The 26,416-nt window shown below is 65.9% G+C and carries 24 protein-coding genes and 2 tRNA genes; 6 read left to right on the forward strand and 20 right to left on the reverse strand.

Translation table 11 applies throughout. The features are described from left to right. Positions 1 to 88: 88 nt before the first annotated feature. The 19 genes from ASG48_RS15800 to ASG48_RS15890 all read right to left on the reverse strand — a co-directional run bounded on the left by ASG48_RS15800 (position 89) and on the right by ASG48_RS15890 (position 19,262). Positions 89 to 1,699 (reverse strand): ribonuclease J, encoded by a 1,611-nt coding sequence (locus ASG48_RS15800; RefSeq protein ID WP_244486928.1) that lies wholly within the window; start codon positions 1,697 to 1,699, stop codon positions 89 to 91. A gap of 139 nt (positions 1,700 to 1,838) precedes the next feature. Next, entirely contained in the window at positions 1,839 to 2,642 is an 804-nt protein-coding gene (locus tag ASG48_RS15805) for a biotin--[acetyl-CoA-carboxylase] ligase (RefSeq protein WP_055852032.1), read from the reverse strand. A 1-nt stretch (position 2,643) separates the two neighbouring features. Further along, entirely contained in the window at positions 2,644 to 4,086 is a 1,443-nt protein-coding gene (gene nuoN, locus ASG48_RS15810; RefSeq protein ID WP_055852037.1) for an NADH-quinone oxidoreductase subunit NuoN, read from the reverse strand. Between the two features lie 22 nt (positions 4,087 to 4,108). Further along, a complete protein-coding gene (locus ASG48_RS15815) occupies positions 4,109 to 5,617 on the reverse strand; it encodes an NADH-quinone oxidoreductase subunit M (protein WP_055852040.1) in 1,509 nt (502 codons plus the stop codon). Beyond that, positions 5,617 to 7,614, reverse strand: a complete 1,998-nt coding sequence (gene nuoL / locus ASG48_RS15820; RefSeq protein ID WP_055852043.1) for an NADH-quinone oxidoreductase subunit L — start codon at positions 7,612 to 7,614, stop codon at positions 5,617 to 5,619. Before nuoL ends, ASG48_RS15815 begins: the two co-directional genes overlap by 1 nt. Before the next feature lie 5 nt (positions 7,615 to 7,619). Continuing rightward, entirely contained in the window at positions 7,620 to 7,928 is a 309-nt protein-coding gene (nuoK, locus tag ASG48_RS15825) for an NADH-quinone oxidoreductase subunit NuoK (protein WP_055852045.1), read from the reverse strand. A gap of 10 nt (positions 7,929 to 7,938) precedes the next feature. Beyond that, positions 7,939 to 8,553, reverse strand: a complete 615-nt coding sequence (locus tag ASG48_RS15830) for an NADH-quinone oxidoreductase subunit J (protein ID WP_055852331.1) — start codon at positions 8,551 to 8,553, stop codon at positions 7,939 to 7,941. Positions 8,554 to 8,672: 119 nt separating this feature from the next. Beyond that, positions 8,673 to 9,164: an NADH-quinone oxidoreductase subunit NuoI gene (nuoI, locus tag ASG48_RS15835; RefSeq protein WP_055852048.1), complete on the reverse strand. Its 492-nt coding sequence runs from the start codon at positions 9,162 to 9,164 to the stop codon at positions 8,673 to 8,675. A gap of 7 nt (positions 9,165 to 9,171) precedes the next feature. Further along, entirely contained in the window at positions 9,172 to 9,393 is a 222-nt protein-coding gene (locus ASG48_RS15840) for a hypothetical protein (RefSeq protein ID WP_055852052.1), read from the reverse strand. Further along, entirely contained in the window at positions 9,390 to 10,451 is a 1,062-nt protein-coding gene (gene nuoH / locus ASG48_RS15845) for an NADH-quinone oxidoreductase subunit NuoH (RefSeq protein WP_055852056.1), read from the reverse strand. The genes ASG48_RS15840 and nuoH overlap by 4 nt, the downstream gene beginning before the upstream one ends. Positions 10,452 to 10,459: 8 nt before the next feature. Then, a complete protein-coding gene (gene nuoG / locus ASG48_RS15850; protein WP_055852059.1) occupies positions 10,460 to 12,538 on the reverse strand; it encodes an NADH-quinone oxidoreductase subunit NuoG in 2,079 nt (692 codons plus the stop codon). A 168-nt stretch (positions 12,539 to 12,706) separates the two neighbouring features. Beyond that, positions 12,707 to 14,014: an NADH-quinone oxidoreductase subunit NuoF gene (gene nuoF / locus ASG48_RS15855; protein WP_055852063.1), complete on the reverse strand. Its 1,308-nt coding sequence runs from the start codon at positions 14,012 to 14,014 to the stop codon at positions 12,707 to 12,709. 20 nt (positions 14,015 to 14,034) lie between these two features. Then, entirely contained in the window at positions 14,035 to 15,333 is a 1,299-nt protein-coding gene (gene nuoE / locus ASG48_RS15860; protein ID WP_055852067.1) for an NADH-quinone oxidoreductase subunit NuoE, read from the reverse strand. Between the two features lie 128 nt (positions 15,334 to 15,461). Beyond that, positions 15,462 to 16,031, reverse strand: a complete 570-nt coding sequence (locus ASG48_RS15865) for a Uma2 family endonuclease (protein WP_055852070.1) — start codon at positions 16,029 to 16,031, stop codon at positions 15,462 to 15,464. Between the two features lie 31 nt (positions 16,032 to 16,062). After that, complete coding sequence (locus ASG48_RS15870) at positions 16,063 to 17,253, reverse strand: NADH-quinone oxidoreductase subunit D (protein ID WP_055852072.1); 1,191 nt, start codon at positions 17,251 to 17,253, stop codon at positions 16,063 to 16,065. A gap of 69 nt (positions 17,254 to 17,322) precedes the next feature. Beyond that, on the reverse strand, positions 17,323 to 17,928 hold the full coding sequence (locus ASG48_RS15875) for an NADH-quinone oxidoreductase subunit C (RefSeq protein ID WP_055852334.1): 606 nt from the start codon (positions 17,926 to 17,928) through the stop codon (positions 17,323 to 17,325). A gap of 16 nt (positions 17,929 to 17,944) precedes the next feature. Further along, on the reverse strand, positions 17,945 to 18,514 hold the full coding sequence (locus ASG48_RS15880; protein ID WP_156381654.1) for an NADH-quinone oxidoreductase subunit B: 570 nt from the start codon (positions 18,512 to 18,514) through the stop codon (positions 17,945 to 17,947). After that, positions 18,514 to 18,879, reverse strand: a complete 366-nt coding sequence (locus ASG48_RS15885; RefSeq protein WP_055852078.1) for an NADH-quinone oxidoreductase subunit A — start codon at positions 18,877 to 18,879, stop codon at positions 18,514 to 18,516. The genes ASG48_RS15880 and ASG48_RS15885 overlap by 1 nt, the downstream gene beginning before the upstream one ends. A 306-nt stretch (positions 18,880 to 19,185) precedes the next feature. After that, positions 19,186 to 19,262 (reverse strand) — tRNA-Asp (locus ASG48_RS15890). Between the two features lie 401 nt (positions 19,263 to 19,663). Here ASG48_RS15890 and ASG48_RS15895 point away from each other — a divergent pair. Together ASG48_RS15895 and ASG48_RS18030 are read left to right on the forward strand one after the other, a co-directional pair. Then, positions 19,664 to 19,739, forward strand: a tRNA-Val gene (locus ASG48_RS15895). A 92-nt stretch (positions 19,740 to 19,831) separates the two neighbouring features. Continuing rightward, positions 19,832 to 20,248, forward strand: coding sequence for a transposase (locus ASG48_RS18030; RefSeq protein ID WP_082529533.1), 417 nt, complete (start codon positions 19,832 to 19,834; stop codon positions 20,246 to 20,248). On the opposite strand, the gene ASG48_RS15900 is transcribed toward ASG48_RS18030, so the two are convergent. Next, positions 20,176 to 21,222, reverse strand: coding sequence for a LacI family DNA-binding transcriptional regulator (locus ASG48_RS15900; protein ID WP_055852336.1), 1,047 nt, complete (start codon positions 21,220 to 21,222; stop codon positions 20,176 to 20,178). The genes ASG48_RS18030 and ASG48_RS15900 overlap by 73 nt on opposite strands. Positions 21,223 to 21,351: 129 nt before the next feature. Between ASG48_RS15900 and ASG48_RS15905 the strand changes: the two genes are divergently transcribed. Genes ASG48_RS15905 through ASG48_RS15920 form a run of 4 tightly spaced genes read left to right on the forward strand, consistent with a single transcriptional unit; the run spans position 21,352 to position 26,415 of the window. Beyond that, positions 21,352 to 22,599, forward strand: a complete 1,248-nt coding sequence (locus ASG48_RS15905) for a sugar ABC transporter substrate-binding protein (protein ID WP_055852081.1) — start codon at positions 21,352 to 21,354, stop codon at positions 22,597 to 22,599. Between the two features lie 54 nt (positions 22,600 to 22,653). Beyond that, entirely contained in the window at positions 22,654 to 23,583 is a 930-nt protein-coding gene (locus tag ASG48_RS15910) for a sugar ABC transporter permease (RefSeq protein ID WP_055852338.1), read from the forward strand. Then, on the forward strand, positions 23,583 to 24,446 hold the full coding sequence (locus tag ASG48_RS15915) for a carbohydrate ABC transporter permease (protein ID WP_082529535.1): 864 nt from the start codon (positions 23,583 to 23,585) through the stop codon (positions 24,444 to 24,446). Before ASG48_RS15910 ends, ASG48_RS15915 begins: the two co-directional genes overlap by 1 nt. 19 nt (positions 24,447 to 24,465) lie before the next feature. Then, positions 24,466 to 26,415 (forward strand): beta-L-arabinofuranosidase domain-containing protein, encoded by a 1,950-nt coding sequence (locus ASG48_RS15920; RefSeq protein ID WP_055852083.1) that lies wholly within the window; start codon positions 24,466 to 24,468, stop codon positions 26,413 to 26,415. Position 26,416 lies beyond the last annotated feature (1 nt).

Raw genomic sequence — 26,416 nt, forward strand, 5'->3', positions numbered from 1 at the left:
CCGCGCACGGCGGCGCGACTTCGGATGCCCGGGGCAGCCTCCGCGCGTCTGCGGGGGCGCCGATGCGGCGCCCCGCCCGAACCGCGCCTCAACCCTGCGTGACGAAGACCGTCACGATGGGCTTCTTGCCCCAGGCGGCATAGGCCGCGTTGCGGACCGAGCGGCGCACGGCCTCGCGCACCGTCTCGAAATCCTTGCGGCGCCCGCGCGGAATGCTCTCCACGGCCCCGGCCGCGGCATCGATCAGGAGATCGTCGATCGACTCGCCGCCCTTGTCCAGCTCGGGCAGGCCGAGCGGCACGATATCGGGATCCTCGCGCAGTTCCAGCTTGGCGCTGAGCTCCACCAGAACCGAGACATGCCCGACGAAGGACAGGCGGCGACGGTCGTTGATGCCCATGTCCTCGGCGGAGCCGATGAGCGCACCGTCCTTGTAGAGGCGGCCGACCGGCACTTCGTCGATCACCTCGGCGCGGCCGGGCGCAAGACGCAGCATGCGGCCGTTGCGCAGCGACACGACCTGCGGCACCTGCAGGCTGCGGGCCAGCTCGGCATGCGCCTCGAGATGGGCCGCCTCGCCATGCGCCGGGACCGCGATGGTCGGGCGCACCCATTCGTACATGCGGCGCAACTCGCTCCGGCGCGGGTGGCCGGACACGTGGACGAGCTTGCTATTGTCCTCCAGCACCTCGATGCCGCGATCGACGAGCGCGTTCTTGATGTCGAGGATCGCCTTCTCGTTGCCCGGGATGGAACGCGAGGAGAAGATGACGAGATCGCCCTTCGAGAGCGCGACCGTCGGGTGTTCGTCGCGCGAGAGACGGGCGAGCGCGGCGCGCGCCTCGCCCTGGCTGCCGGTGAGGACGATGACCGCCTTCTCGCGGGGAATGTAGCCGAAATCCTGCTCGCCGACGAAAGGCGGCAGGTCGCCGAGCATCTCGAGTTCTGTCGCGACGTCGACGACGCGGCGCATGGACCGGCCCATCAGCAGGACCTGGCGCCCGGCATCGCGCGCGGCCTCGGCGATGGAGCGGATGCGCCCGACATTCGACGAGAAGGTGGTGACGGCGACGCGGCCCTTGGCGCCGCGGATGATGTCCGCGAGCGAGGCCGAGACCTCCGACTCGCTCGGGCTCTCGCCCTCGCGCATGGCATTGGTCGAATCGCAGATCAGCGCGAGGACGCCCTCGTCGCCGATGGCGCGCAACCGCGCTTCGTCGGTCGGGGCGCCCATGGCGGGCGTGGCGTCGATCTTCCAGTCGCCGGTGTGCATCACCGTTCCGGCCGGGGTGCGGATCGCGAGCGCCACGGGCTCGGGGATAGAATGGGTGACGTTCACCGCTTCGATCTCGAACGGCCCGATCTTGAACCGGTCGCCAGCGTTGAAGAGGGTGATCGGCAGTTTCGGCGCGCCGGGCTCGCCCTCGCGCTTGGCCTGCAGCAGCGCCGCGGTGAAGGGCGTCGTGTAGACCGGCACCTTGAGGCGCGGCCAGAGGTCGAGCAGAGCCCCGTAATGGTCCTCATGCGCGTGGGTGACGACGATCGCCTTCAGGGCGTCGCGATGCTCCTCGATGAAGCGGATGTCCGGGAAGACGAGATCGACGCCGGGAAAGTCCGGCCCGGCAAAGGACACACCGCAGTCCACCGCGATCCATTCGCGGTTCGTGGCGGGCCCATAGCCGTAGAGGGCGAGGTTCATACCGATCTCGCCGATGCCGCCAAGCGGCACGAATACCAGTTCTGACAAAAGCTTGGGTGTCTTTCTTGATCGCGCCCGGCGCGCCGCCGACAGGGTCGGTCCGGCCATCCGGGCTCAGGTTGTCGTTTCGGGTTTCAATTCAGGTCTCGAACCCGGCCGGAAGGAGGACGGCGGAGGCGCCCGCTCCCCGTTCCGGTTCGGGAAAGAAAAGGTCTCCGGCCGATATGGTGCGCCGGGCACCGTCTTTCATCGTCAGGATCAGACGCCCGCGCTCGTCGAGCCCCTCGAAGCGGCCATCGACGCTCGTCTCGGCGAGATTGACGCGGCAGGGCCTGCCGAGGCCGACGGCGTGCGAGAGCCAGGCGGCGCGAACCTGCGCGAAGCCCGCCCCACGCGCGAAAAGCGCCAAGGCCTCGTCCATGGACGAGGCGAGCGCCGCGAAGACCGTTTCGAGATCCGCGCCGCCGCCGGCGTCGACGATGCCGGACGCGCGATAGGGTAGGTCCGCCGGAACGAACGCCACGTTGATCCCGCAACCGATGACGACGACCGGTGCCGGACCGGACACGTCGCTTTCGAGAAGAATGCCGACGGCCTTGGCGCCGTCGATCAGCACGTCGTTCGGCCATTTGACCGCGACGCGCGTCTCGCCGTTCGGAACCAGCCTTGCCACCGCGTTGCGCACCCCGAGGGCGGCAACAAGCGGCAGATTGGCGATATCGGCCATCGAGGCGGGATCGACGAGCATCAGGCTCGCGTAGAGATTGCCCTCCTCGGAGACCCACGCCCGCCCCCGGCGACCGCGCCCGCCCGACTGGCGCCGGGCCGTGACCCAGAGCGGTCCCGGATCGCCCGCGCGCCCGGCCTCGAGCGCGACCTCGTTGGTCGACGTCGCGACGTCGAGGGTCAGCCGGCGTCGATTGCGGGCGAGGGCCGGCGGCACCCTAGAAGAAGGTCCGGGCGGCCGCTTCCGCCGCGACGAAGATCGGCCCACCCAGCACGAGATAGGCCGGGAAGACGAAGAGCGCGGTGACGGCGAGCGCGAACTTCAAGGCGCCGCCCATCGGCAGGAAGGCCTCGGCCGGCTCGTCGAACCACATCAGCTTGACGAGACGCAGGTAGTAGAAGAGGCCGACGACGCTGGCGAGGACGCCGATGACGGCCAGCGGATAGAGCCCCGCCTCCACGGCCGCCATGAAGACGAAATACTTGGCGAAGAAGCCGGCAAGCGGCGGAAGACCCGCCAGCGACAGCATCATGACGGTGAGGCAGATCGCCAGAAGCGGGCTGGACTTGGAGAGACCGGCCAGATCGTCCATCGTCTCGACCTGCCCGGACTTGCGGCGCATGGCCATGATGACGGCGAAGGTGCCGATGGTCATGGCGAGATAGACGGTCATGTAGAGGAGGACGCCGCGCACGCACGAGAGATTGGCGGCCGAGAGTCCGACAAGGGCGTAGCCCATGTGCGAGATCGACGAATAGGCCATCAGACGCTTGATGTTGCGCTGGCCGATGGCGGCGAAGGCGCCGAAGATCATCGAGGCGATGGAGACGAAGATCAGCACCTGCTGCCAGTCCGCCGCCAGCGGCTGGAAGCCCTGCACGGTGAAGCGGGCGATCAGCGCCATGGCGGCGACCTTCGGCGCGCCCGCCATGAAGGCGGTGATCGGCGTCGGCGCCCCCTCGTAGACGTCCGGCGTCCACATATGGAAGGGGACGGCCGAGATCTTGAAGGCAAGGCCCGACAGGACGAACACGATGCCGACGATGAGGCCGAGCGAACGCCCCTCCTGGGCAGCCGCGGCGGCGATCGCCGGGAACTCGATCTGCCCGGTGAAACCGTAGACCATCGAGGCGCCGTAGAGCAGCATGCCCGAGGAAAGCGCGCCGAGGACGAAATACTTCAGACCGGCTTCCGTCGAGCGCAGCGAGTCGCGGTTGATGGCCGCCAGAACGTAGATCGCCAGCGACTGCAGCTCGAGGCCGAGATAGAGCGCGATGAGATCGCCGGCCGAGACCATGACCATCATGCCGAGCGTCGACAGGACGATCAGAACCGGGAACTCGAAACGGTTGAAGGCCTCGCGCTCGGCGAAGCCGAAGGACATGACGAGCGCCAGCGCCGAGCCGATCAGCACCAGAACCTTGGCATAGGCAGCGAAGGGATCGAGCAGGAAGGAGCCGCCAAAGGCCGCGCCCCGCGGGGCGAAGGCGACGAGCCAGAAGGCGGTGAAGACGACGAGGCCGACGGCGAGCGCCGTCACCAGACCCGCGCTGCGTTCGCCGCGGAAGACGCCGATCATCAGGAGGATCATGGCGCCGACCGCCATGATCAGTTCCGGACCGACGATCGGAAGGCTCGAGGCCATCATTGCGGAAGGCATGTCTTGGTTCCCGCTTTCGATCTCAATGCGCCGCGGCGACGGTGCTCGCCGTGGAGACGGCGGCGGCGTAGCCATTCAGCAGGGTCTCGACGGAGGCCGCCGTGACATTGAAGACGGGCATCGGATAGACGCCGAAGAAGATGGTGAGGACGACCAGCGGATAGAGCAGGACCTTCTCGCGGCGGTCGAGATCGAGGATCGCCTTCAGGCTTTCCTTTTCCAGCTTGCCGAAGATCACCCGCCGGTAAAGCCACAGCGCGTAGGCCGCCGACCAGATGACGCCCGTCGCCGCGAAGATCGCGACCCAGGTATTGGCCTCGAACACGCCCATCAGCGTCAGGAACTCGCCGACGAAGCCGCTCGTGCCGGGCAGACCGACATTGGCCATCGTGAAGATGAGCATCACGACCGCGTAGTTCGGCATGCGGTTCACGAGGCCGCCATAGGCGGAGATCTCGCGGGTGTGCATGCGGTCGTAGACGACGCCGACGCAGAGGAAGAGCGCGCCGGAGACGAGGCCGTGGCTGAGCATCTGGAAGATCGCCCCCTGCACGCCCTGCGCATTGGCCGCGAAGATGCCCATGGTCACGAAGCCCATATGGGCGACAGAGGAGTAGGCGATCAGCTTCTTGATGTCCTCCTGCATCAACGCCACCAGCGAGGTGTAGATGATGGCGATGACCGACAGCGTGTAGACGAGCGGCGCGAAGTCAGCCGAGGCCAGCGGGAACATCGGCAGCGAGAAGCGCACGAAACCGTATCCGCCGAGCTTCAGGAGGATGCCCGCCAGGATGACGGAACCGGCGGTCGGCGCCTCGACATGCGCGTCCGGCAGCCAGGTGTGGACGGGCCACATCGGCATCTTCACGGCGAAGCTCGCGAAGAAGGCGAACCAGAGCCAGCCCTGCATAGAGGCCGGGAAGTCGTGGTTGAGGAGCTCGGGGATCGAGGTGGTGCCGGCCTGCCAGTACATCGCCATCATGGCGACGAGCATGAGCACCGACCCCATGAACGTGTAGAGGAAGAACTTGTAGCTCGCGTAGATCCGGCGCTTGCCGCCCCACACGCCGATGATGAGGAACATCGGAATGAGGCTGCCCTCGAAGAACACGTAGAAGAGCACGAGATCGAGCGCGCAGAAGACGCCGACCACCAGCACCTCAAGCACGAGGAAGGCGACCATGTACTCCTTCACGCGCACCGTCACGGACTCGAAGCTCGCGAGCACGCAGATCGGCATGAGGAAGGTCGTCAGGATGACGAACAGCATCGAGATGCCGTCGACGCCCATGCGATAGGTGATGCCGGTGCCGAGCCAGCCCGCCTCCTCGACGAACTGGAAGCCGGGATTGGCCTCGTCGAAGCCGATCCAGATGAGCAGCGAGACGACGAAGGTGAAGACCGTCGTGACGAGGGCGATGTTGCGGATGTTGCGGCGCGCGGCCTCGCTGTCGTCCTTCATCAGAAGGATGAGCGCGACGCCGACCAGCGGCAGGAAGGTGATGGTCGAAAGGATCGGCCAGCCGGACATCAATTCGCTCCCCCGAGCATCATCCAGGTGACGAGCGCCGCCACGCCGATCAGCATGGCGAAGGCGTAATGGTAGAGGTAGCCGGTCTGCAGGCGCACGACGCGGTCGGTGACATCGAGAACGCGGGCGGAGACGCCGTCCGGCCCGAGCCCGTCGATGACCTTGCCGTCACCGGTCTTCCAGAGGAAGCGGCCGATGGCCTTGGTGGGCTGGACGAAGACGTAGTCGTAGAGCTCGTCGAAGTACCACTTGTTCAAGAGGAACTTGTAGAGGCCGCGGTTCGTCTCGGCGATCCGGTCCGCCGTGCCGGGCGAGCGGATATAGACCTTCCAGGCGAGCAGGAAGCCGAGCGCCATCATCACGGTCGGCAGGATGGCGACCCCGAAGGCGATCTCGTGCATGTCGTGGAGAACGTGGTTCTCCGGCCCCGTGAAGAGGGCGGAATGCCAGAACTCCTCGTAGCCCTCGCCGATGAAGGCGCCGTGGAAGACGAGGCCCGCCAGAAGCGCGCCCGCCGCCAGGATGTAGAGCGGCACGAGCATGACGTTCGGCGACTCGTGGATGTGATGCATCACCTCGTGGCTCGCCCGCGGCTTGCCGTGGAAGGTCATGAAGATGAGGCGCCAGGAATAGAAGCTCGTCAGGAACGCGGCGATGACCGTCAGACCCCAGCCGTAGAGGGCGAAGGTGTTGTGGCCGACGAAGGCCGCCTCGATGATCGCATCCTTGGAATAGTAGCCGGCGGTCAGCGGGAAGCCGGTGAGCGCGATCGTGCCGATCACCATCATCCAGTAGGTGCGCGGAATGTGGCGGCGCAGGCCGCCCATGTTGCGCATGTCCTGCTCGTCAGAGACGGCATGGATGACCGAGCCGGCGCCGAGGAACAGGAGCGCCTTGAAGAAGGCGTGCGTGAAGAGGTGGAACACGGCGGGACCATAGGCGCCGACGCCGAGCGCCACGAACATGTAGCCGAGCTGCGAGCAGGTCGAATAGGCGATGACGCGCTTGATGTCGTTCTGCACGAGCCCGACGGTCGCCGCGAAGAAGGCCGTCGTGGCGCCGACGAAGGTGACGACCGTCAGCGCCGTGTGGCTGAGCTCGAACACCGGCGACATGCGCGCCAGCATGAAGACGCCGGCGGTGACCATGGTGGCGGCGTGGATGAGCGCGGAGACCGGCGTCGGGCCCTCCATCGCGTCGGGCAGCCAGGTGTGGAGGCCGAGCTGGGCCGACTTGCCCATGGCGCCGACGAAGAGAAGCAGGCAGACGACCGTGATGGCGCTCGCCATGTCGAGGCTGTAGCCGGCGAAGACGAGAGCCGGCGCGATGGCCTCTGCCCCCTCGCCCGCCGCCGCCCCGTGCTCGCCGCCGAGGCGCGTCACGAGATCGGCCGCGCCCGCGAAGATCGTGTCGAGATTGACCGAGCCGAAGAGGACGAACACGCCGAAGATGCCGAGGACGAAGCCGAAGTCGCCGACGCGGTTGACGATGAAGGCCTTCATCGCCGCCTTGCTGGCGGACGGCTTCTGGTACCAGAACCCGATCAGAAGATAGGAGGCGAGACCCACGCCCTCCCAGCCGAAGAACATCTGGACGAGATTGTTCGACGTCACCAGCATGAGCATGGCGAAGGTGAAGAGCGAGAGATAGGCGAAGAAGCGCGGCCGGTGCGGGTCGTGGTGCATGTAGCCGATCGAATAGACATGCACGAGCGACGACACGGTGTTGACGACGACGAGCATGACGAGCGTCAGACGGTCGATGCGCAGCGACCAGGAGACGTCGAGGCCGCCGGACTGCATCCACTGCAGCATCGTCACGCGGATCGTCTCGCCCTCGCCGAAGCTGAACGAGATGAAGCCGATCCACGACAGGAGCGCGGCGACGATCAGGAAGGCGGAGGTCGTGTATTCGGACGCCTTGGCCCCGATCTTGTCGCCGAAGAGGCCCGCGATCAGGAAGCCGAAGAGCGGCAGGAGGACGATGATCTGATACACGCCGCTCAGCCCTTCATCGTGTTGACGTCGTCGACCGCGATCGAGCCGCGGTTGCGGAAGAAGACGACGAGGATGGCGAGGCCGATGGCCGCTTCGGCCGCCGCGACGGTGAGCACGAAGAGCGCGAAGACCTGGCCGACGATGTCGTTCAGGAAGGCCGAGAAGGCGACGAAGTTGATGTTGACCGAGAGCAGGATGAGCTCGACCGACATCAGGATCGTGATGATGTTCTTCCGGTTCATGAAGATGCCGAAGACGCCCGTCACGAAGAGGATCGCCGCGACCGTCAGGTAATGTCCGAGACCGACTTCCATGTTCTTGCCCTTACAGTCCCTTGCCGCTCTCGACGCGGACGATCTCGATCGCGGTGGCGGGGTTGCGTGCGACCTGCGCGGGGATCGACTGACGCTTGAGGCCCACCTTGTGGCGCAGCGTGAGCACGATCGCGCCGATCATGGCGACGAAGAGGATCATGCCGGCGAGCTGGAAGAACAGGATGTAGCGCGTGTAGAGCACGTTCCCGAGCGCCCGGATGTTGGACACGTCCTCCATCGGCGGGATCGGCATGGAGGCGACGCCAGCCGTCGGCACGCGGATATAGCCGCCGCCGACCGCGATCACGAGTTCGGCGAGGAGCACCACGCCGATGATCGCGCCGATCGGCGCGTATTTCAGCGCTCCCTGCTTCATCCGGCCGAAGTCGAGATCGAGCATCATGACGACGAAGAGGAACAGGATCGCCACGGCGCCGACATAGACGACGATGAGGATCAGCGCGAGGAACTCCGCTCCCGCCAGCAGGAACAGGCCCGCCGCCGCCACGAAGGTCAGGATCAGGAACAGGACGGAATGCACCGGGTTTCGCGAGAATACGACCATCAGCGCGGCGCCGACCGAGATCAGCGCGAAGATGTAGAAGAAGAGTGCCTGAAGGCCCAGCATCCTCGGGCTCCTTTGGGTGTCTCACCGGGCGGGTTCCCCGTCTCGGGGTCCCGGTCCGCATTCAGTCCGACTCGTTCCGGGCGCCGCGCGAGCGGTCCCCGATGCCTTCCGCCCGCTTAGCGGTACGGCGCGTCCAGCGCAATGTTGCGCGCGATCTCGCGCTCCCAGCGGTCGCCGTTCGCCAGGAGCTTCTCCTTGTCGTAGTAGAGCTCCTCGCGCGTCTCGGTCGAGAACTCGAAGTTCGGACCCTCGACGATCGCGTCCACCGGGCACGCTTCCTGGCAGAAGCCGCAATAGATGCACTTCACCATGTCGATGTCGTAACGCACCGTGCGGCGGGTGCCGTCGTTGCGGCGGGGACCGGCCTCGATTGTGATGGCCTGCGCGGGGCAGATCGCCTCGCAGAGCTTGCAGGCGATGCAGCGCTCCTGCCCGTTCGGATAGCGGCGCAGCGCATGCTCGCCGCGAAAGCGCGGCGACACGGGACCTTTCTCGAACGGATAGTTCACCGTTGCCTTCGGCGCGAAGAAGTAGCGCATCGACATGGTGAAGGCTTTGACGAACTCGAGCAGGAAGAGCGAACGGACGGTCTGGGCAAGGGCGGTCATGGGGCGATCAGCCTCCCATGTTCGAGGCGAGGAGTGGCCCGGCGAACCAGCCGGCCACCGGGAAGAACAAGAGCTGCGCGTAGCGCGCGACATTCAGCGTGACGCGGGCGCCGAGACGCTCCGACGGACGCTCCCGCGCCATCGCCGCCAGCACCCGCCCGAGGACCCAGAAGTCCGCAAGGCCAAGGGCCAGGCCCGCGACGGCGCCCAGGAGCGCCGCGTCGATCACGAACCGGCCGCCGCGGCGCCCCAGCCGAAGAGCTGCACGACGAAGGCGGTGATGACGACCATCGCCAGCGAGATCGGCAGGAATACCTTCCAGCCGAGGCGCATCAGCTGGTCGTAGCGGTAGCGCGGCACGAAGGCCTTCACCATGGCGAACATGAAGAAGACCAGGGCCACCTTCGCCAGGAACCAGACGACGCCGGGCACCCAGGTGAAGGGAATGAAGTTGAACGGCGGCAGCCACCCGCCGAGGAAGAGGATGGTGGTGAGGCAGCACATCAGGGTGATGGCGGCATACTCGCCCAGCATGAACATCATGTACGGAGTGGAGCCGTATTCGACCATGAAGCCGGCGACGAGTTCAGACTCGGCTTCCGGAAGATCAAAGGGCGGCCGGTTCGTCTCGGCGAGGGCCGAGATGAAGAACACGATGAACATCGGGAACAGCCCGAGCCAGTGCCAGTCGAGGAACGTGTTCGGCAGGCCGATCATCGTCCCAAGGCCGTTGCCCTGCGCCAGCACGATATCCGTGAGATTCAGCGAGCCGACGCACAGGAGGACGGTGACGATGACGAAGCCGATCGAGACCTCGTAGGACACCATCTGCGCGGCCGAACGGAGCGCGCCGAGGAAGGCGTATTTCGAGTTCGACGCCCAACCGCCCATGATGACGCCGTAGACCTCCAGCGAGGAGATCGCGAAGACGTAGAGGATGCCGATATTGACATTGGCGATCACCCAGCCGTCGGCGACGGGCACGACCGCGAAAGTCGCGAGCGCCAGCGTCACCGCCACGAGCGGGGCGAGGAGGAACACGGTCTTGTCCGCCGAGGCCGGGATCACCGGCTCCTTCAGAACGAACTTCAGAAGGTCGGCGAAGGACTGGAAGAGGCCGAACGGCCCCACCACGTTCGGGCCGCGGCGCATCTGGACGGCCGCCCAGATCTTTCGGTCGGCGAGGAGAATGTAGGCGATCAGGACCAGCAGAACGACCAGGAAGAGGACGCTCTGCAGGAGGATCAGGAGACCCGGCCAGACGTAGAAGGAGAAGAACTCGCCCATATCGATCCCTATTCCGCCGCCTGCGGCAGTCGCTCGGCCTTGGCGAGCTTCGAGCACTCGGCCATCACCTTGGAGGCGCGGGCGATCGGGTTGGTCAGGTAGAAGTCCTCGACGCGGCTGCGGAAGCCGGAGCCGCCGAGCGTCGTCGCGCGATCCGCGAGCGTGCGGATCGCGGCCGGGTCGGCCGGCACGATCCGGTCGTCGGCGAGATGGGGATGGGCGCCGAAGAGTTCGCGGCGCAGCGCGCCGAGCGAGTCGAAGGGGAGCGGCTTGCCGAGCGTCGCCGACAGGGCGCGCAGGATCGCCCAGTCCTCACGCGCGTCCCCCGGGGGGAAGGCGGCGCGGCTGCCCGTCTGCGAGCGGCCCTCGGTGTTGACCCAGATGCCCGACTTCTCGGTATAGGCCGCCCCCGGAAGGATGACATCGGCGCGATGTGCGCCCTTGTCGCCATGCGTGCCGATATAGACCACGAAGGGACCTGCCGCGATCTCGGTCTCGTCGGCGCCGAGATTGAAGAGGACGTCGACCGCCCCGTTCGCCATCGCCGCGAAGTCGGAACCGCCCTCGCCCGGCACGAAGCCGATGTCGAGCCCGCCGACGCGGCTGGCCGCGCCGTGCAGGACGTTGAAGCCGTTCCAGCCTTCGACGACGGCGCCGATCTCGCGGGCGAGCGCGGCGAGCGAGGCGATGAGCGCCGAGCCGTTCTCGCCCGCGAGCGCGCCGGAGCCGACGATGATCATCGGCCGCGCCGCATTGCGCAGCGCGTCGTAGAAGCCCTGGCTCGCGCCTTCGAGGTTCGAGAGCGTGTCCGGGCCGGCGCCGAGATAGGTATAGTCGTAGCGCAGATCGACCGCCTCGCCGACGACCCCGATCGGGAAGCCGCCCATGCGCCAGCGCTTGCGGATGCGGGCGTTGAGGACGGACGCCTCGAACCGCGGGTTGGAACCGACGATGAGAAGCGCGTCGGCATCCTCGATGCCGGCGATCGTCGTGTTGAAGAGATAGGACGCCCGGCCCTCGGACGGATCGATCTTCACGCCATCCTGCCGGCAGTCGACGCTGGAAGAGCCGAGTTCGGCGAGCAGGCGCTTCATCGCCCACATTTCCTCCACCGCGGCGAGGTCACCGGCGATGGCACCGATGCGCGCGGCGGGAACGCCCGCCACCTTCGCCTTGATGACGGAGAAGGCCTCCTGCCAGGAGGCGGGACGAAGACGCCCGTTCTCGCGCACATAGGGCTTGTCGAGGCGCTGCGTGCGCAGCCCGTCCCAGACGAAGCGCGTCTTGTCGGAGATCCACTCCTCGTTGATCTCCTCGTTGATGCGCGGAAGGATGCGCATCACCTCGCGGCCGCGCGTGTCGACGCGGATCGAGGAACCGACGGCGTCCATGACGTCGACCGTCTCGGTCTTCGACAATTCCCACGGGCGCGCTTGGAAGGCGTAGGGGCGCGAGGTCAGGGCTCCGACCGGGCAGAGATCGATGACGTTGCCCTGCAGCTCGGAGGTCATCGCCTGTTCGAGGAAGGTCGTGATCTCCGCATCCTCGCCGCGGCCGATGAGGCCGAGCTCGGAAATACCGGCCACTTCCGTCGTAAAGCGGACGCAGCGCGTGCAGTGGATGCAGCGCGTCATGATCGTCTTGACCAGCGGGCCGATATACTTGTCCTCGACGGCGCGCTTGTTCTCGCGATAGCGCGAGCTGTCGACGCCGAAGGCCATGGCCTGGTCCTGCAGGTCGCACTCGCCGCCCTGATCGCAGATCGGGCAATCGAGCGGATGGTTGATGAGCAGGAACTCCATCACGCCCTCGCGGGCCTTCTTCACCATGGGCGTGTTGGTGAAGATCTCCGGCAGCTCGCCGTTCGGGCCCGGACGCATGTCGCGCACGCCCATGGCGCAGGAGGCCGCGGGCTTGGGCGGTCCGCCCTTCACCTCGATCAGGCACATGCGGCAGTTGCCGGCGATCGACAGACGCTCGTGGAAGCAGAAGCGCGGGATCTCGGCGCCCGCCGCCTCCGCCGCCTGCAGCAGCGTGTAGTGATCGGGAACCTCGACCTCGGTGCCGTCGACTTTGATCTTTGCCATGATTTCAGGCTTTCCCTTCGAGCCTGGCGGCGCAGCCACGCTGCGCCTCCGGCCATTCGGTCCCGATTTCGTGCCGACATCGCGCCCTGGCGGCGAAACCGGCGACCGTATCCTCACGCCCTCGTACCGTCCACGCCCGAGGGCGCGGCCGGCACGCGGGCACCCTGCCTATTCCGCGGCCTGCAGCATCGGCTTGCGATCCATGTCGGCGTTGCGGGAGAAGTCGTCGATGCGCCGCTCGATCTCGGCGCGGAAGTGGCGCACCAGCCCCTGGATCGGCCAGGCCGCGGCGTCGCCGAGCGCGCAGATCGTGTGGCCCTCGACCTGTTTGGTCACGTCGAGCAGCATGTCGATCTCGCGCTTCTGCGCGTTGCCGGTGACCATGCGCTCCATCACGCGCCACATCCACCCCGTGCCCTCGCGGCACGGCGTGCACTGGCCGCAGCTCTCGTGCTTGTAGAAATACGACAGGCGCGCGATGGCCCGCACGATGTCGGTGGACTTGTCCATGACGATGACGGCCGCCGTGCCGAGCGAGGTCTTGATCTCGCGCAGGCCGTCGAAGTCCATCGGCGCGTCGATAATGTCGTGCGCCGGCACGAGCGGCACCGAGGAGCCGCCGGGAATGACGGCGAGAAGATTGTCCCAGCCGCCGCGGATGCCGCCGCAATGCTTCTCGATCAGCTCGCGGAAGGAGACGCCCATGGCCTCCTCGACCGTGCAGGGCTGCTCGACATGCCCGGAGATGCAGAAGAGCTTGGTGCCCGTGTTGTTCTGCCGCCCGATCCCGGCGAACCAGCCGCCGCCGCGCCGCAGGATGGTCGGCGCCACCGCGATCGACTCGACGTTGTTGACCGTCGTCGGGCAGCCGTAGAGGCCCATATTGGCGGGGAAGGGCGGCTTCAGCCGCGGCTGGCCCTTCTTGCCCTCGAGGCTTTCGAGAAGCGCCGTCTCCTCGCCGCAGATATAGGCCCCTGCCCCGTGATGCAGGTAGATGTCGTAGTCCCAGCCGCACTTGTTGTCGCGACCGAGAAGCCCCGCCTCGTAGGCCTCGTCGATCGCCCGCTGAAGGGCGTGCCGCTCGCGGATATATTCGCCGCGGATATAGATGTAGCAGGCATGCGCGCCCATCGCGAAACCGGCGATCACGCAGCCTTCGAGCAGCGTGAACGGGTCGTTGCGCATGATCTCCCGGTCCTTGCAGGTCCCGGGTTCGGACTCGTCGGCATTGATGACGAGATAATGCGGGCGCTCGCCCGGCTCCTTCGGCATGAAGGACCACTTCAAGCCCGTCGGGAAACCGGCGCCGCCGCGTCCGCGAAGCCCGGAGGCCTTCATCTCGTTGATGATCCAGTCGCGACCCTTGCCGATGATCTCGGCCGTGCCGTCGAAATGGCCGCGCGCCATCGCGCCCTTCAGGCTCTTGTCCCGAAGACCGTAGATGTTGGTGAAGATGCGGTCCTTGTCGTCGAGCATGTACCCTCTCCCGGCCGTCGTCACGCGTCCGCCGGTCGGGAGGTCCCGGCCGACAGGGTCTTCGCCTGATCGATCCACTTCTCCCGCAGCGCCCGGCCGCGGAAGTTGAGGTGGTTGTCGATCCACAGAAGCTCCGCCTCGCGCCATGCGGCGATCTGGCGGAGATGATAAACACCGAGCTCGTTCAGCTTGGCCTCGATGACCGGACCGATGCCGGCGATCTGCTTCAGATCGTCCGCCGGGCCGTCGGGCGCGTCCAGAAGGCCTTCGGGCCGCTCGGCCGCCATCTGCGACGGGCCGTCGGTCGCGACGGGACCGGCCGTGACGTCGGACGTGTCCGTGCGCAGGCCCTCGACGAGCGTCGGACGCGCCTGCCCGCCAGGAACGGCGTCGGCGCCCGTATGCGATCCGCCGCCGGAGCTCGCCTCTTCCTTGTCCGCCGCCCCGGTCGGCCCCTGATAGGTGCCGCCGGTCTGGCCGGAGCCCGGCCGCGAGCCGGCCTCGGTCAGTTCGTCGCTCGTCTCGCGCTCGGCGGGCTGGGCCACGTTGCCGTTGCGGGCCTTGCCGGGTGCGTCGATCGTCGGATCGGTCTCGGGCGCATGCGTGTCGGGACGACCCGCCTGCGAAGGCGGGGTGCTCGCCGCGCCGCCGGCGCCAGCGGAGGCGCCCTGCGCCGGACCTGCGGACGATTTCGACGTCAGGTCGTCATAGTCGCCGGTCAGCGACGTCAGCCCTCCGAGCGGCGCCGAAAGATGGCGGCCATTCTGCGGCCCGGGCGTCACCTCGTCGGCCTTTCCGGCGTCGAAGAGCGTGATGATCTCCTCCAGCCGCTCGGCCGTCAGGTCCTCGTAGGTGTCCTGGAAGATCGCGACCATCGGCGCGTTCACGCAGGCGCCGAGGCACTCGACCTCTTCCCAGGACAAGGTGCCCGAGGCGTTGAGGTGGAACTGCTCCTCGTGGATGTGCTTGCGGCAGACGGCCTTCAGCGCGTCCGAGCCGCGCAGCATGCAGGGCGTCGTGCCGCAGACCTGCACATGGGCGCGCGTGCCGACGGGCTTCAGCTGGAACTGCGTGTAGAAGGTCGCGACCTCCAGCACACGGATGAGGGGCATCGACAGCATCTGCGCGATCGATTCGATCGCCGCGCGCGTCACCCACCCGTCCTGTTCCTGAGCACGCATCAGCAGCGGAATGACCGCCGATTGCTGACGCCCCTCGGGATATTTGCGGATGGTGGCCTCGGCCCACTCCGCGTTTTCGGGATGGAACGCGAAGGCGGCGGGCTGGACGCTGTCTTCCGCAAGACGTCTGACCGACATCGGACCTCGACTTTGTTCTGCTTCTAAGCTGCCGTGTTGCGGCGCGTTCTAACATAGGACCGGCAAAAGGCCAGAGGCCTTCCGACGCAGGAGCGATGCATTGCGACGGGGTCGCGGGCGCGGCCCGATCAATCGTCCCAGAAGGCCTCCACCGGGAGCGTGATGCCCGGCGGATCGAGGACGAGATCGGCGTCGCGACCAAGGATCGCCGTGAAGATCTGCCCCGCCGCATCGGCCCGCCGATGGTGGACCACCCTGCTCTCCTCGGCGTAGACGATGAGATAGTGCAGGATCGAGGGCAGCGCGAAATAGTCGATCAGCTTGCGGCCGTTGTCCGTGAACGCCGACGACGGCGAGACGACCTCGACCACGACGACCGGGTTCGGCACGGTGAGATCGCCGGGCTCGTAGGGCCCGCAATTGACGAGAGCGTCCGGCTCGCGGACACGATCCGGCGCAACCCTGACGCAGACGCCGTCGGTAAAGGCGCGGCAATCGGCCCCGCTCTGGCGAAGGGCGTTTCGCAAGGCGAGCCAGACGGCCGCCTTGCGTTCGGCATGGCTGACCGTCTCGGCCTGCAGGCGCACGGGAAAGCCGTCGACGAGCTCGTAGCGCTCGCCTTCCGGCTGCGCCTGCGACCAGCGGACGAACTCCTCGGCCGTCTTCGGCGTCGCTTCGGGGCTTCGGGTCGTGCTCATGCTGACACACTAGCATGAGCACGGACCCATATCAGCGGTCGACTTCGCCGAAGACGATGTCGAGCGTGCCGAGGATGGCCGAGACATCGGCCAGCATGTGGCCCTTGCACATCACGTCCATCGCCTGGAGATGGGCGAAGCCGGGCGCCCGGATCTTGCAGCGATACGGCTTGTTCGTGCCGTCGGCGACGAGATAGACGCCGAACTCGCCCTTCGGCGCCTCGACGGCGGCGTAGACCTCGCCCGCCGGCAGGTGGAAGCCTTCGGTGTAGAGCTTGAAATGGTGGATCAGCGCTTCCATCGAGCGCTTCATCTCGGAGCGCTTGGGCGGCGCGATCTTGCCGTCCAGCGACGTGACCGGGCCATAGCGTTCGGCGCCGAGCAGCCGCTCCACGCACTGTTTCATGATCCGCGCCGATTCGCGCATCTCGACCATGCGGATGAGATAGCGGTCGTAGCAGTCGCCGTTCTTGCCGATCGGAATGTCGAATTCCATCTCGTCGTAGCACTCGTAGGGCTGCGACTTGCGCAGGTCCCACGCGGCGCCCGAGCCGCGCACCATGACGCCGGAAAAGCCGAGCGCCCATGCGTCATCGATGCCGATGACGCCGATATCGACATTTCGCTGCTTGAAGATGCGGTTGTCGGTGAGAAGACCCTCGATGTCGTCGCAGGTCTTCAGGAACGGGTCGCACCAGTTGCCGATATCTTCGACGAGCTGCGCGTCGATATCCATGTGCACGCCGCCCGGACGGAAATAGGCGGCATGCAGCCGCGCGCCGCAGGCGCGCTCGTAGAAGACCATCAGCTTCTCGCGTTCCTCGAAGCCCCAGAGCGGCGGCGTCAGGGCGCCGACATCCATGGCCTGCGTGGTGACGTTGAGAAGGTGGGAGAGGATGCGGCCGATCTCGCAATAGAGGACGCGAATCAGCTGGGCGCGCTTGGGCACCGTCACCTCCGCCAGCCGCTCGATGGCGAGGCAGAAGGCGTGCTCCTGGTTCATCGGCGAGACATAGTCGAGGCGATCGAAATACGGGATCGCCTGGAGATAGGTCTTGGCCTCGATCAGCTTCTCGGTGCCGCGATGCAGGAGCCCGATATGCGGATCCACGCGCTCGACGATCTCACCGTCGAGTTCGAGCACCAGGCGCAGAACGCCGTGCGCGGCCGGGTGCTGCGGGCCGAAATTGATGTTGAAGTTGCGGACGTCGATCTCGGCCATCTCAGCCTTCCTGCATTCCGGTGAGTACCGCCGTCGCCGGGGCGAAGGTCGGCCGCCTGCGGGCGTCCATCAGTTGGCCTTCGCCTTCTCGTCGCCGGGCAGCACGTAATCCGTGCCTTCCCAGGGAGAGAGGAAGTCGAAGTTGCGAAATTCCTGGCGCAGCTCGACCGGCTCGTAGACGACGCGCTTCAGTTCCTCGTCGTAATGGACCTCGACGAAGCCCGTCAGCGGGAAGTCCTTGCGCAGGGGATGCCCCTCGAACCCGTAGTCGGTGAGGATGCGGCGCAGGTCCGGATGACCCGTGAAGAGGATGCCGTAGAAGTCGTAGGCCTCGCGCTCGAACCAGTCGGCACCGGCGAAGACGCTGCAGACCGACGGCACGGGCTCGTCCTCGCCCGTGCGGACCTTGATCCGGACACGGGCGTTCCGGGTCGGCGACAGGAGGTGGTAGACGACGTCGAACCGCTTCTCGCGGGCCGGGTAGTCCACTCCGCAGATGTCGATGAGATTGACGAACCGCATCTGCGGGTCGTCGCGCAGCACCGTCAGCACCGCGACGATGTCGCTCGCCCTGGCGTGGAGGGTCAGTTCGCCGAAGCGCATCTCGCTCGATTCGAGCGACGCGCCGAGCTTGGCCCGAAGCTCTTCGGCCATGGAAGCCAGAACCGCCTGCATCATCGCGCCCCTCGCCTCAACGCTCGATCGTTCCGGTGCGCCGGATCTTCTTCTGCAGAAGCAGGACGCCGTAGAGCAGCGCTTCCGCGGTCGGCGGGCAGCCCGGAACGTAGACGTCGATCGGCACGACACGGTCGCAGCCGCGCACGACCGAATAGGAATAGTGGTAGTAGCCGCCGCCATTGGCGCAGGAGCCCATGGAGATGACGTAGCGCGGCTCCGGCATCTGGTCATAGACCTTGCGCAGCGCCGGCGCCATCTTGTTGGTCAGCGTGCCCGCGACGATCATGACGTCCGACTGGCGCGGCGAGGCGCGCGGCGCGAAGCCGAAACGCTCGGCATCGTAACGCGGCATCGACATCTGCATCATCTCGACGGCGCAGCAGGCGAGGCCGAAGGTCATCCACATCAGCGAGCCCGTGCGGGCCCACTGGATGAGGTCTTCGGTCGAGGTGACGAGGAAGCCCTTGTCGGCGAGCTCGTTGTTGATTTCGGTCACGAACGGATCGTGCGCGGGCCGGACCGACGTGTCGGAGCCTGCCGTGCGGGGCGCGAGTTCTGCCGTGAGAGAACCGGTCGGTTGGATCAGTCCCATTCCAGGGCTCCCTTCTTCCATTCGTAGATGAAGCCGATCGTCAGAACGCCCAGGAACACCATCATGGACCAGAAGCCGAACCAGCCGAGCGTGCCGTAGCTCGCCGCCCAGGGGAACAGGAAGGCGACTTCCAGGTCAAAGATGATGAAGAGGATCGAGACCAGGTAGAAGCGCACGTCGAACTTCATGCGCGAATCGTCGAAGGCGTTGAAGCCGCACTCGTAGGCGGAGAGCTTCTCGTCGTCCGGCGCCCGGAAGGCGGCCAGGAACGGCGCGGCCAGCAGCGCGAGGCCGATCAGCAGCGCCACCCCGACGAAGATCACGATGGGCAGATAGGAGGCGAGAAGCTCGTTCATCGCGCGGCGTCCTTGGTCGGCAGTCCCGAGCCCGGAAGGGATATCGGACCTTTTAGATGCGATCGGCGACGAGAGCGCGACGGGCGGAAGCCAGGCCGGGGCCTGCTTCGGTCGACGCCAGCCTGGAAGCGTTCCAGCTCCTGCCGCGTTGCGGCGAGACCTAGCGCCTCGCGCGTCCGGGTGCAAGGCATCCCGCCCGCGCCGCGACAAGGTGCATCGCCGTTTCGGCGGGAGAGCGACTCCCCTGCGGAACCGGAACACGGCTCAACAATCGAGGCGAATGAGATCACATGCTTGGAGAAAGAATGGCGCGAGTGACGGGGCTCGAACCCGCGACCTCCGGCGTGACAGGCCGGCACTCTAACCGACTGAGCTACACCCGCGCTCCAGGCCGCTTCGTCAGCGGCTTGTGAGGGGTGATCTACGGGGAGCGGCCGGGACTGTCAAGCGCTCTCGACCGAAGCCCGCAAGCATCGCGGTAAGACGTTGATTTCGCAGATCCTCGACCATCCGCTTGAACGCGCTCCGCCGCAGAATCACACCCGGCGCGAGCGCGATCGCCCGGAATCGGCGGGCTGCGCGCCCGGTTTCGCGAGGTGGGATTCGCAGGATTCGACGCTCGGCCCGAAAAAGCCGCCCTGCTCTGCCCGTTTCGGCACGGCGAGACCGTGGGGCCGGTGGCGACACGCCTTGCGAAACAGCCGGGCGGATTCTAGGAAGACCACGTCCGCACCGCTCCCGCGCCCGCGGATAAGTACGCCGCGCATGATCGTCGCGGCGCGGAGGGCGATTAGCTCAGTTGGTAGAGCGCCTCGTTTACACCGAGGATGTCGGCAGTTCGAGCCTGTCATCGCCCACCATCCAACTTGTTCATATTACCGGACTGTGTTGACCGAGCGGACTCCCACGTCGTCCGAGGCGTGAGTCAAAGCTTCCTTTTCGGAGAGGCCATCTGTCGGGCGAGGGATGGGCCGTCCCTGGCAAGCTTCTGCCAAGCGAACGAGGTCGCAAGGCGCGCCCTTCGCATGGCAAACGCCGCTGTCTCGATGGCATGATATTCGTGCAGCGCGCCGGCTGCGCATGGCGTGACATGAAAAAACGTCACGGCAAGTGGAACTCGGCCTACGTGCGGTTCAAGCGCTGGGCCGAACCGGGCATTCGGAACGCCAAGCTGGAGACGCTGGTGGAGCCCGACCTGACCGTCGACTGGCAGCACATGACCGACTCCGCCACCCTTCACGGCCATTCGCCGGTAGCGGGCGCCAGAGGGGACCGCCGCGTCGCACTCTACACGGATCACATACGGATTCCGCAAGATGCGCGAGAAACAAGGCTGCACGGCAGGCGGAAGACGCCGGGACGAACGTGATCGCCCCGCGTCAAGGCCAAGATCGCCTCCCCGGCCTTCCGTCCCAAAATGTTCAATTCCATGTCGATCGTCGTGAGCGGCGGGCGCGTCTGACGAGCCACCACTTCCCAATTGTCGAAGCCGATGACGGCCATATTCGCCGGCACGTCCACACCACGGTCGCGAAGCGCATCGATGACGCCTCTTGCGATCTCGTCGCTTCCGCAGAAAATTGCCTGCGCCCTGGGACCGGGCCGGGCAAACAACAGTCCGACCGCCTCATGACCCCATTCCTCCGTCCAGTCGCCGAACAGGACCTCGGCGTCGGACCCGACGAGGGTGCGGAAGCCATCGGCACGACGGCGGGCTGCAAGGTAGTTCGACTGACCGGTCACGTGAACGATCCGCCGATAGCCCCGCGACTGGAGATGCTCGACGGCAAGGCGGGCACCTTGCTCGTCGTCGGGGACGAACGAGACCCGATCCGGCGGCCCTTCCGAAAACGCGTGGACGACCGGGATCGGAAGATCGGCCAGTATTTCGGGCGGCTGAAGATCGAGCCGCGTTCCCGTGAAGATCAGTCCGTCGACCTGCTTGTCCAGGAGCGCTTCGAGATAGAGCTGCGCCAACCGCGGATCGTTGCTGGTCGGACAGAGGAAAGCCGACACGCCATGGTCGAGAAGGACCTCCGAGACGCCAGCGGCCAGCGGAAGCGTGAGGCGACCATAGGTGTCGTTTGTCAGAATGCCGATGCTGTGGCTGCGCCGGCTTAACAGACTTCGCGCCACGGCGCTCGGCCGAAACCCGATCTCCTTGGCGACGAGCCGCACCCGCTCGCGGGTCTTGGCATTGATGCGTCCGGTATCGTTCAGCGCGTTCGACGCCGTCGATATGCTGACGCCTGCAACGGCGGCCACGTCCCGGATCGTCCGGCGCTGGTTCGGAACAAACGAAGATTTGCCATCGTCCTCCACTTGCGTGCAAAAACCTTTCATCATAGCGTTCGTACGTGCCGAAACGTTTTAGCAGCCGTGTTTCGCACGCGCCAGTTCTATCACGATGCCGTCGACAGAAAGGGCGGACCGTCGCTTTCTGCTGACCCACCGCAACCGAGGGGAATATTGATGCCGAAGACCAGACATGCTCTGACCGCCGCCTTGTTCCTCCTCTCGTCGACGGTCATGGCAAGCGCGGAGGAAGCCAGCCTCTGGGTGCGCACCTCCTCCGAAGCGGTTCTGAAGGGGCTTGCAGAACGCTATAACGCGGCTCGTCCGGACAAGATCACCGTGACCGCGATTACCGCCGAGCAGATGGTGCCCAAGCTCGGCGCCGCCCTCGCCGCGGGGACCCCGCCCGACGGCGCCGTCCTCGACCTCATCTACCTGCCGACCTTCGCGGCAGCCGAAGGTCTGGAGGACATTACCGACTTCGTGAAGAGCCGCCCCTATGCCGCCGCCATGAGCCCTTCGCACATCCGCCTCGCCACCTACGAAGACAAGATCTACGGCGTGCCGGCACTGCCCGATGCCTCGATCATCGCATACAATACCGACCTCTTCGCCAAGGCCGGCCTCGATCCGGCCAAAGCTCCCGCTTCGCTCACGGAGATCGCGGCCGATGCCAAGGCGATCACGGCGCTCGGGAACGACACCTACGGCTTCTATTTCGTCGCCAATTCCGGCAGTTGGCTGATCTATGACTTTCTGCCCCACATCTGGGCGGCGGGAGCCGACATTCTCGGAGAGGACGGGCGCACCGCAACCGTCGACACGCCTGCCCTTCGCGAGACGATCGCGGCCTATCGCGACATGCAGGCTGCCAAGGCCATTCACCCGACATCCCGTTCCGGCAACGGAAACAACGCGGTCGAAGCCTTCGCGTCCGGCAAGGTCGGCATCCTGATGACCGGCTCCTACATCGTGAACCTCCTCACGAGCAAATATCCCGACGTCAAGTTCGCTGTCGCGCCGATTCCAGGGCCGAGCGGCGGTCAGTCGAGCTTCGCGGGCGGCGACACGCTCGCCTTGATGGCGGGCGTGGATGACGAGAAGAAGCGCGTGCTCCTGGACTTCGTGGACTTCTACATGTCGCCGGAGAATCAGGTCTACGTCACCAAGGAGTCTGGAATGCCGTCGCGCACGGACCTCGCGGCCGAGGCTTACTCCGGCTTCGACAAGCGCAATATAGTCGCCTACGACATCCTCCCAAAGGCCCGCACACCCTACACATTCTCCTCCGACGAACTTTTCGTCAGCCGAACGGGACCCTTCGTGAACCTCATCCAGGAGGCGGTCTTCGGGGAGGACGTCGACGGGGCCATCAAGAAGGCGCAGGACGAGTTCACCCGCATCCTCGAACGCACCAATCCCTGACGCGGGCGACACATCCGGACGGTTCGACCACTATCGAGGATGTCGCGCGTGACGATCGTCGCCGAAACCATGAAGAGGACCAGACGCGGCGCGACCGTCGCCGTCGGCGAGGCCGAGCCGAAGGGCTGGCTCGGCCTCGCCTTCATCCTCCCCAGCCTCCTCTTCATCGCCCTCCTCTTCCTCCTGCCGCTGTTCATGGCGGTCTGGATGAGCCTCCACAACTGGCCGCTTCTCGGCCGGGTGCGGTTCGTCGGCCTCGCCAACTATGCCGAATTGCTGAAAGACTTTCAGTTCTGGCGCTCGCTCGGCTTCACCGCGCTCTACACGGCGATCGTCACGAGCGCGATCATGGCCGTGGCGATGCCGCTCGCGCTGCTGGTCGACCGCCCGCTCCGGGCGGCCGGTCTGTTTCGTACGATCTTCTTTCTTCCCGTCGTCATCGGCTTCGGGGCCGCCTCGACGCTCTGGATGTGGCTGCTCAATCCCGACAACGGAGTCTTCGCCGAGCTTCTCCGCGGGATCGGGCTCATCGACGCCGCGCCGCGCCCGCTCGAGAGTTTCTGGCCTGCGCTCGGCGTCGTGGTCGCGATGGTGGTCTGGAAGACGGCGGGCTTCACCATGGTGATCCTCCTCACCGGCCTCCAGGCGATCCCGAACGATGTCGTGGAAGCGGCGAAGATCGACGGGGCAAGTCCCCTCGCCCGCTTCCGGCGCATCACGCTTCCGCTGATGCGCAACTCGATCCTCCTCGCCCTCGTCCTCAACGTGACATCCTCGATGCTGGCCTTCGACCAGTTCTTCATCATCACGCAGGGCGGTCCCAGCAACATGACCATCTCCGCCGTCTTCTCGATCTACCTCGCTTCCTTCTCGTCCTATCGCCTCGGCTACGGCGCGGCCATGTCCTTCGTCCTGCTGGTCGTCCTGGTCGCGATAAGTTCGATTCAGCTGGGCTTCATGGGCAAGCGCCCGGAGGACGGCTGATGCGGCCCGATACGACAGCCGCGGATGCGTCGGGCGACACGATGCGATACGTCGTCTTCGTCCTGATCGGCGGGATGATCGCCCTCGTCTTCCTGATGCCGATCGTCTGGTCGCTCGCCAACTCCTTCAAGCCGGCGGCGGATGCGCTGGCCGACCCGGTGGCGCTCTTTTCCAAGGCGTTCTCGCTCGAGAACTACCGCCGCCTCGAAAGCGTCGGAGCCGGATGGACGACCTACGCCATGAACTCGACCGCCCTCGCGGTCGGAACGGTCGTCCTGACCGTTCTCGTCTCGGTGCCCGCCGGCTACGGCTTCTCCAAGTTCCGCTTTCCCGGCCAGACCGCGCTCTTCGTCGTGATCATGGCGACGATGATGATCCCGTTCCAGTCGATCCTGACACCCCTCTTCCTGATCCTGAAGGTCATGAGGCTTCAGAACAGCCTCGTCGGGCTCGTCCTCATCTACGTGACCTTTCAGCTGCCATTCTCGATCTTCATGATGCGCAACGCCTTCGATGCGGTGCCTCGGGCGCTGATCGAGGCGGCGCGGATCGACGGCGCCTCGCAATGGACGATCCTGCGTCGCATCATGCTGCCCATCGCACTGCCCGGCGTGGCGACCGTTGCGATGTTCGCCTTTCTGAATTCGTGGAACGAGTTCCTCGCCGCGCTGATCTTCCTGTCGGACCAGAGCAAGTTCACCCTGCCGATCATGCTGGTGAACGTGTCGTCCGGCATCTACGGCATCATCGACTGGGGCGCCCTGCAGGCCGGCATCGCCGTCACCATGGTGCCCTGCATCGTCCTCTTCCTTCTTCTGCAACGCTATTACGTGCGCGGCCTCACCGCCGGAGCCGTGAAGTAGACCCGCAAGGAGCCTACCCATGCCGTCCCGTCCAAACGCCGCCCCAGCGACGGCCGAGACACGCGCGTCCCAGCGGCTGGTGCCCGTCGATCACGCCAGCGTCGCCTTCACCGGCGGCTTCTGGGAAAGCTGGACGCGGACGGCCCGCGAGGTCACGATCCCGTCGCAATATCGCCGCCTCGACGAAGAGGGGTTTCTGGAGGTCCTCGACTTCGGCAAGCCCCCTTCCCCCTTGGCACGGCCGATCCAGCCGAGCGGCCTCTCGATGCAACACTTCTTCGATTCCGATTTCGGCAAGTGGATCGAGGCGGCCAGCTATGCGCTCAAGAACCACCGGGATCCAGAAATCGAGGCCAAGATCGATGAAATCGTCGAGAAGCTGGCAGAAGGGCAGATGGCCGATGGCTATCTCAACAGCTGGTTCATTCGCAGGGAGCCCGAGAAGCGCTGGACGAACCTGCGCGACCTTCACGAAATGTACTCGATGGGCCACCTTCTGGAAGGAGCCGTCGCCTATTTCGACGCCACGGGCAAACGCCGGTTTCTCGACGTGATGATACGGGCCATCGACCACATCATCGATACGTTCGGACCGGAACCGGGGAAGCTGAGGGCCTATGACGCCCATGAGGAGATCGAGCTCGCCTTGGTGAAGCTCTATCGGGTCACCCGCGATCCCCGACACCTGTCGCTTGCCACCTTCTTCGTCGACGAGCGCGGTCAAAGACCCTTCTATTACGACGAGGAAGCGCGGCGGCGCGGAGAAGATCCTGCAGACTACGTCTACAAGACCTATGCCTACAGCCAGGCACACAAGCCCGTCCGCGAACAGTCCGAAGTCGTCGGACATGCCGTTCGGGCGATGTACCTCTTCTCGGCCATGGCCGACCTCGCGTTCGAGACCTGCGATCCGTCGCTGAAGGAAGCCTGCGACCGGCTCTTCGACGATCTCGTCGGTCGACAGCTCTATGTCACCGGCGGCCTCGGTCCGTCCGCATCGAACGAAGGCTTCACACGTCCCTTCGACCTACCGAACGAGACGGCCTATGCGGAGACCTGCGCGGCCGTGGCGCTCGGCTTCTGGACCCATCGATTGGCGCAGACCGACCTCGACGCCCGTTTTACCGACCGACTCGAGACCGTTCTCTACAACGGCGCGCTGTCCGGCATCGCCCGGGATGGCGAGCACTACTTTTACGAGAACGTGCTCGAAAGCCATGGACAGCATCGTCGCTGGAAGTGGCATTACTGTCCCTGCTGCCCGACGAACATCGCCCGGCTCCTGACCTCGCTCGGCCAGTATGTCTACTCCACCCGTGACGACGAACTGGCGGTCCATCTCTATGCCGAGTCCACGGCGGAACTCTCGCTCGGGACACGCTTCGTACGATTGCGGCAGGAGACCCTCTATCCATGGGACGGCGATGTCCGCCTGCGCCTGACGCTTGAAGACCCGACGTCTTTCAAGCTGTCGCTTCGCATTCCTGGCTGGTGCCGGAAGGCCGAACTGACCGTCAATGGCGAGACGATCGATCCCGTGGCCGCGACGACGAAGGGATACGTGTCGATCACGAGGACATGGACCAACGACGACGAGATCCGACTGAGCTTCCCGATGCCGGTGGAACGCCTCTATGCCCATCCCGACGCCAGTGAGGACGCAGGCCGCGTGGCCCTTCGGCGCGGACCGGTGGTTTACTGCGTCGAAGAGGTCGACGTCGGCACCGTGCCGCAGCGTCTGCGGCTGGCGGCAGGGGCATCGATCGAGCCGCGCTTCGATCCCGATCTGCTCGGTGGTGCCGTCGTCCTGGAGGGTGATGCACTCGAGGCCGTGCCCGACGCCTGGAGCGGCGACCTCTATCGCACGGAACCTCCTGTGTTGACGCCCCGGCGTTTCAAGGCGGTGCCGTATCACCTGTGGGCCAACCGGGATCCCGGCGCGATGCAGGTCTGGCTTCTGGAAGCTTGAG

The organism is Aurantimonas sp. Leaf443, from assembly GCF_001425575.1.
GTDB lineage: Bacteria > Pseudomonadota > Alphaproteobacteria > Rhizobiales > Rhizobiaceae > Leaf443.

Bases quoted from the DNA above. Each gene is read 5' to 3' on its own strand.
- ASG48_RS15800 (WP_244486928.1), bottom strand. From the start codon at position 1,699: ATGAACCTCGCCCTCTACGGCTATGGGCCCGCCACGAACCGCGAATGG.
- nuoN (WP_055852037.1), bottom strand. From the start codon at position 4,086: ATGCCTTCCGCAATGATGGCCTCGAGCCTTCCGATCGTCGGTCCGGAA.
- ASG48_RS15815 (WP_055852040.1), bottom strand. From the start codon at position 5,617: ATGTCCGGCTGGCCGATCCTTTCGACCATCACCTTCCTGCCGCTGGTC.
- nuoK (WP_055852045.1), bottom strand. From the start codon at position 7,928: ATGGAAGTCGGTCTCGGACATTACCTGACGGTCGCGGCGATCCTCTTC.
- nuoI (WP_055852048.1), bottom strand. From the start codon at position 9,164: ATGACCGCCCTTGCCCAGACCGTCCGTTCGCTCTTCCTGCTCGAGTTC.
- nuoH (WP_055852056.1), bottom strand. From the start codon at position 10,451: ATGGGCGAGTTCTTCTCCTTCTACGTCTGGCCGGGTCTCCTGATCCTC.
- nuoG (WP_055852059.1), bottom strand. From the start codon at position 12,538: ATGGCAAAGATCAAAGTCGACGGCACCGAGGTCGAGGTTCCCGATCAC.
- nuoF (WP_055852063.1), bottom strand. From the start codon at position 14,014: ATGCTCGACGACAAGGACCGCATCTTCACCAACATCTACGGTCTTCGG.
- nuoE (WP_055852067.1), bottom strand. From the start codon at position 15,333: ATGTCGGTCAGACGTCTTGCGGAAGACAGCGTCCAGCCCGCCGCCTTC.
- ASG48_RS15865 (WP_055852070.1), bottom strand. From the start codon at position 16,031: ATGAGCACGACCCGAAGCCCCGAAGCGACGCCGAAGACGGCCGAGGAG.
- ASG48_RS15870 (WP_055852072.1), bottom strand. From the start codon at position 17,253: ATGGCCGAGATCGACGTCCGCAACTTCAACATCAATTTCGGCCCGCAG.
- ASG48_RS15875 (WP_055852334.1), bottom strand. From the start codon at position 17,928: ATGCAGGCGGTTCTGGCTTCCATGGCCGAAGAGCTTCGGGCCAAGCTC.
- ASG48_RS15885 (WP_055852078.1), bottom strand. From the start codon at position 18,879: ATGAACGAGCTTCTCGCCTCCTATCTGCCCATCGTGATCTTCGTCGGG.
- ASG48_RS15900 (WP_055852336.1), bottom strand. From the start codon at position 21,222: ATGAAAGGTTTTTGCACGCAAGTGGAGGACGATGGCAAATCTTCGTTT.
- ASG48_RS15905 (WP_055852081.1), top strand. From the start codon at position 21,352: ATGCCGAAGACCAGACATGCTCTGACCGCCGCCTTGTTCCTCCTCTCG.
- ASG48_RS15915 (WP_082529535.1), top strand. From the start codon at position 23,583: ATGCGGCCCGATACGACAGCCGCGGATGCGTCGGGCGACACGATGCGA.
- ASG48_RS15920 (WP_055852083.1), top strand. From the start codon at position 24,466: ATGCCGTCCCGTCCAAACGCCGCCCCAGCGACGGCCGAGACACGCGCG.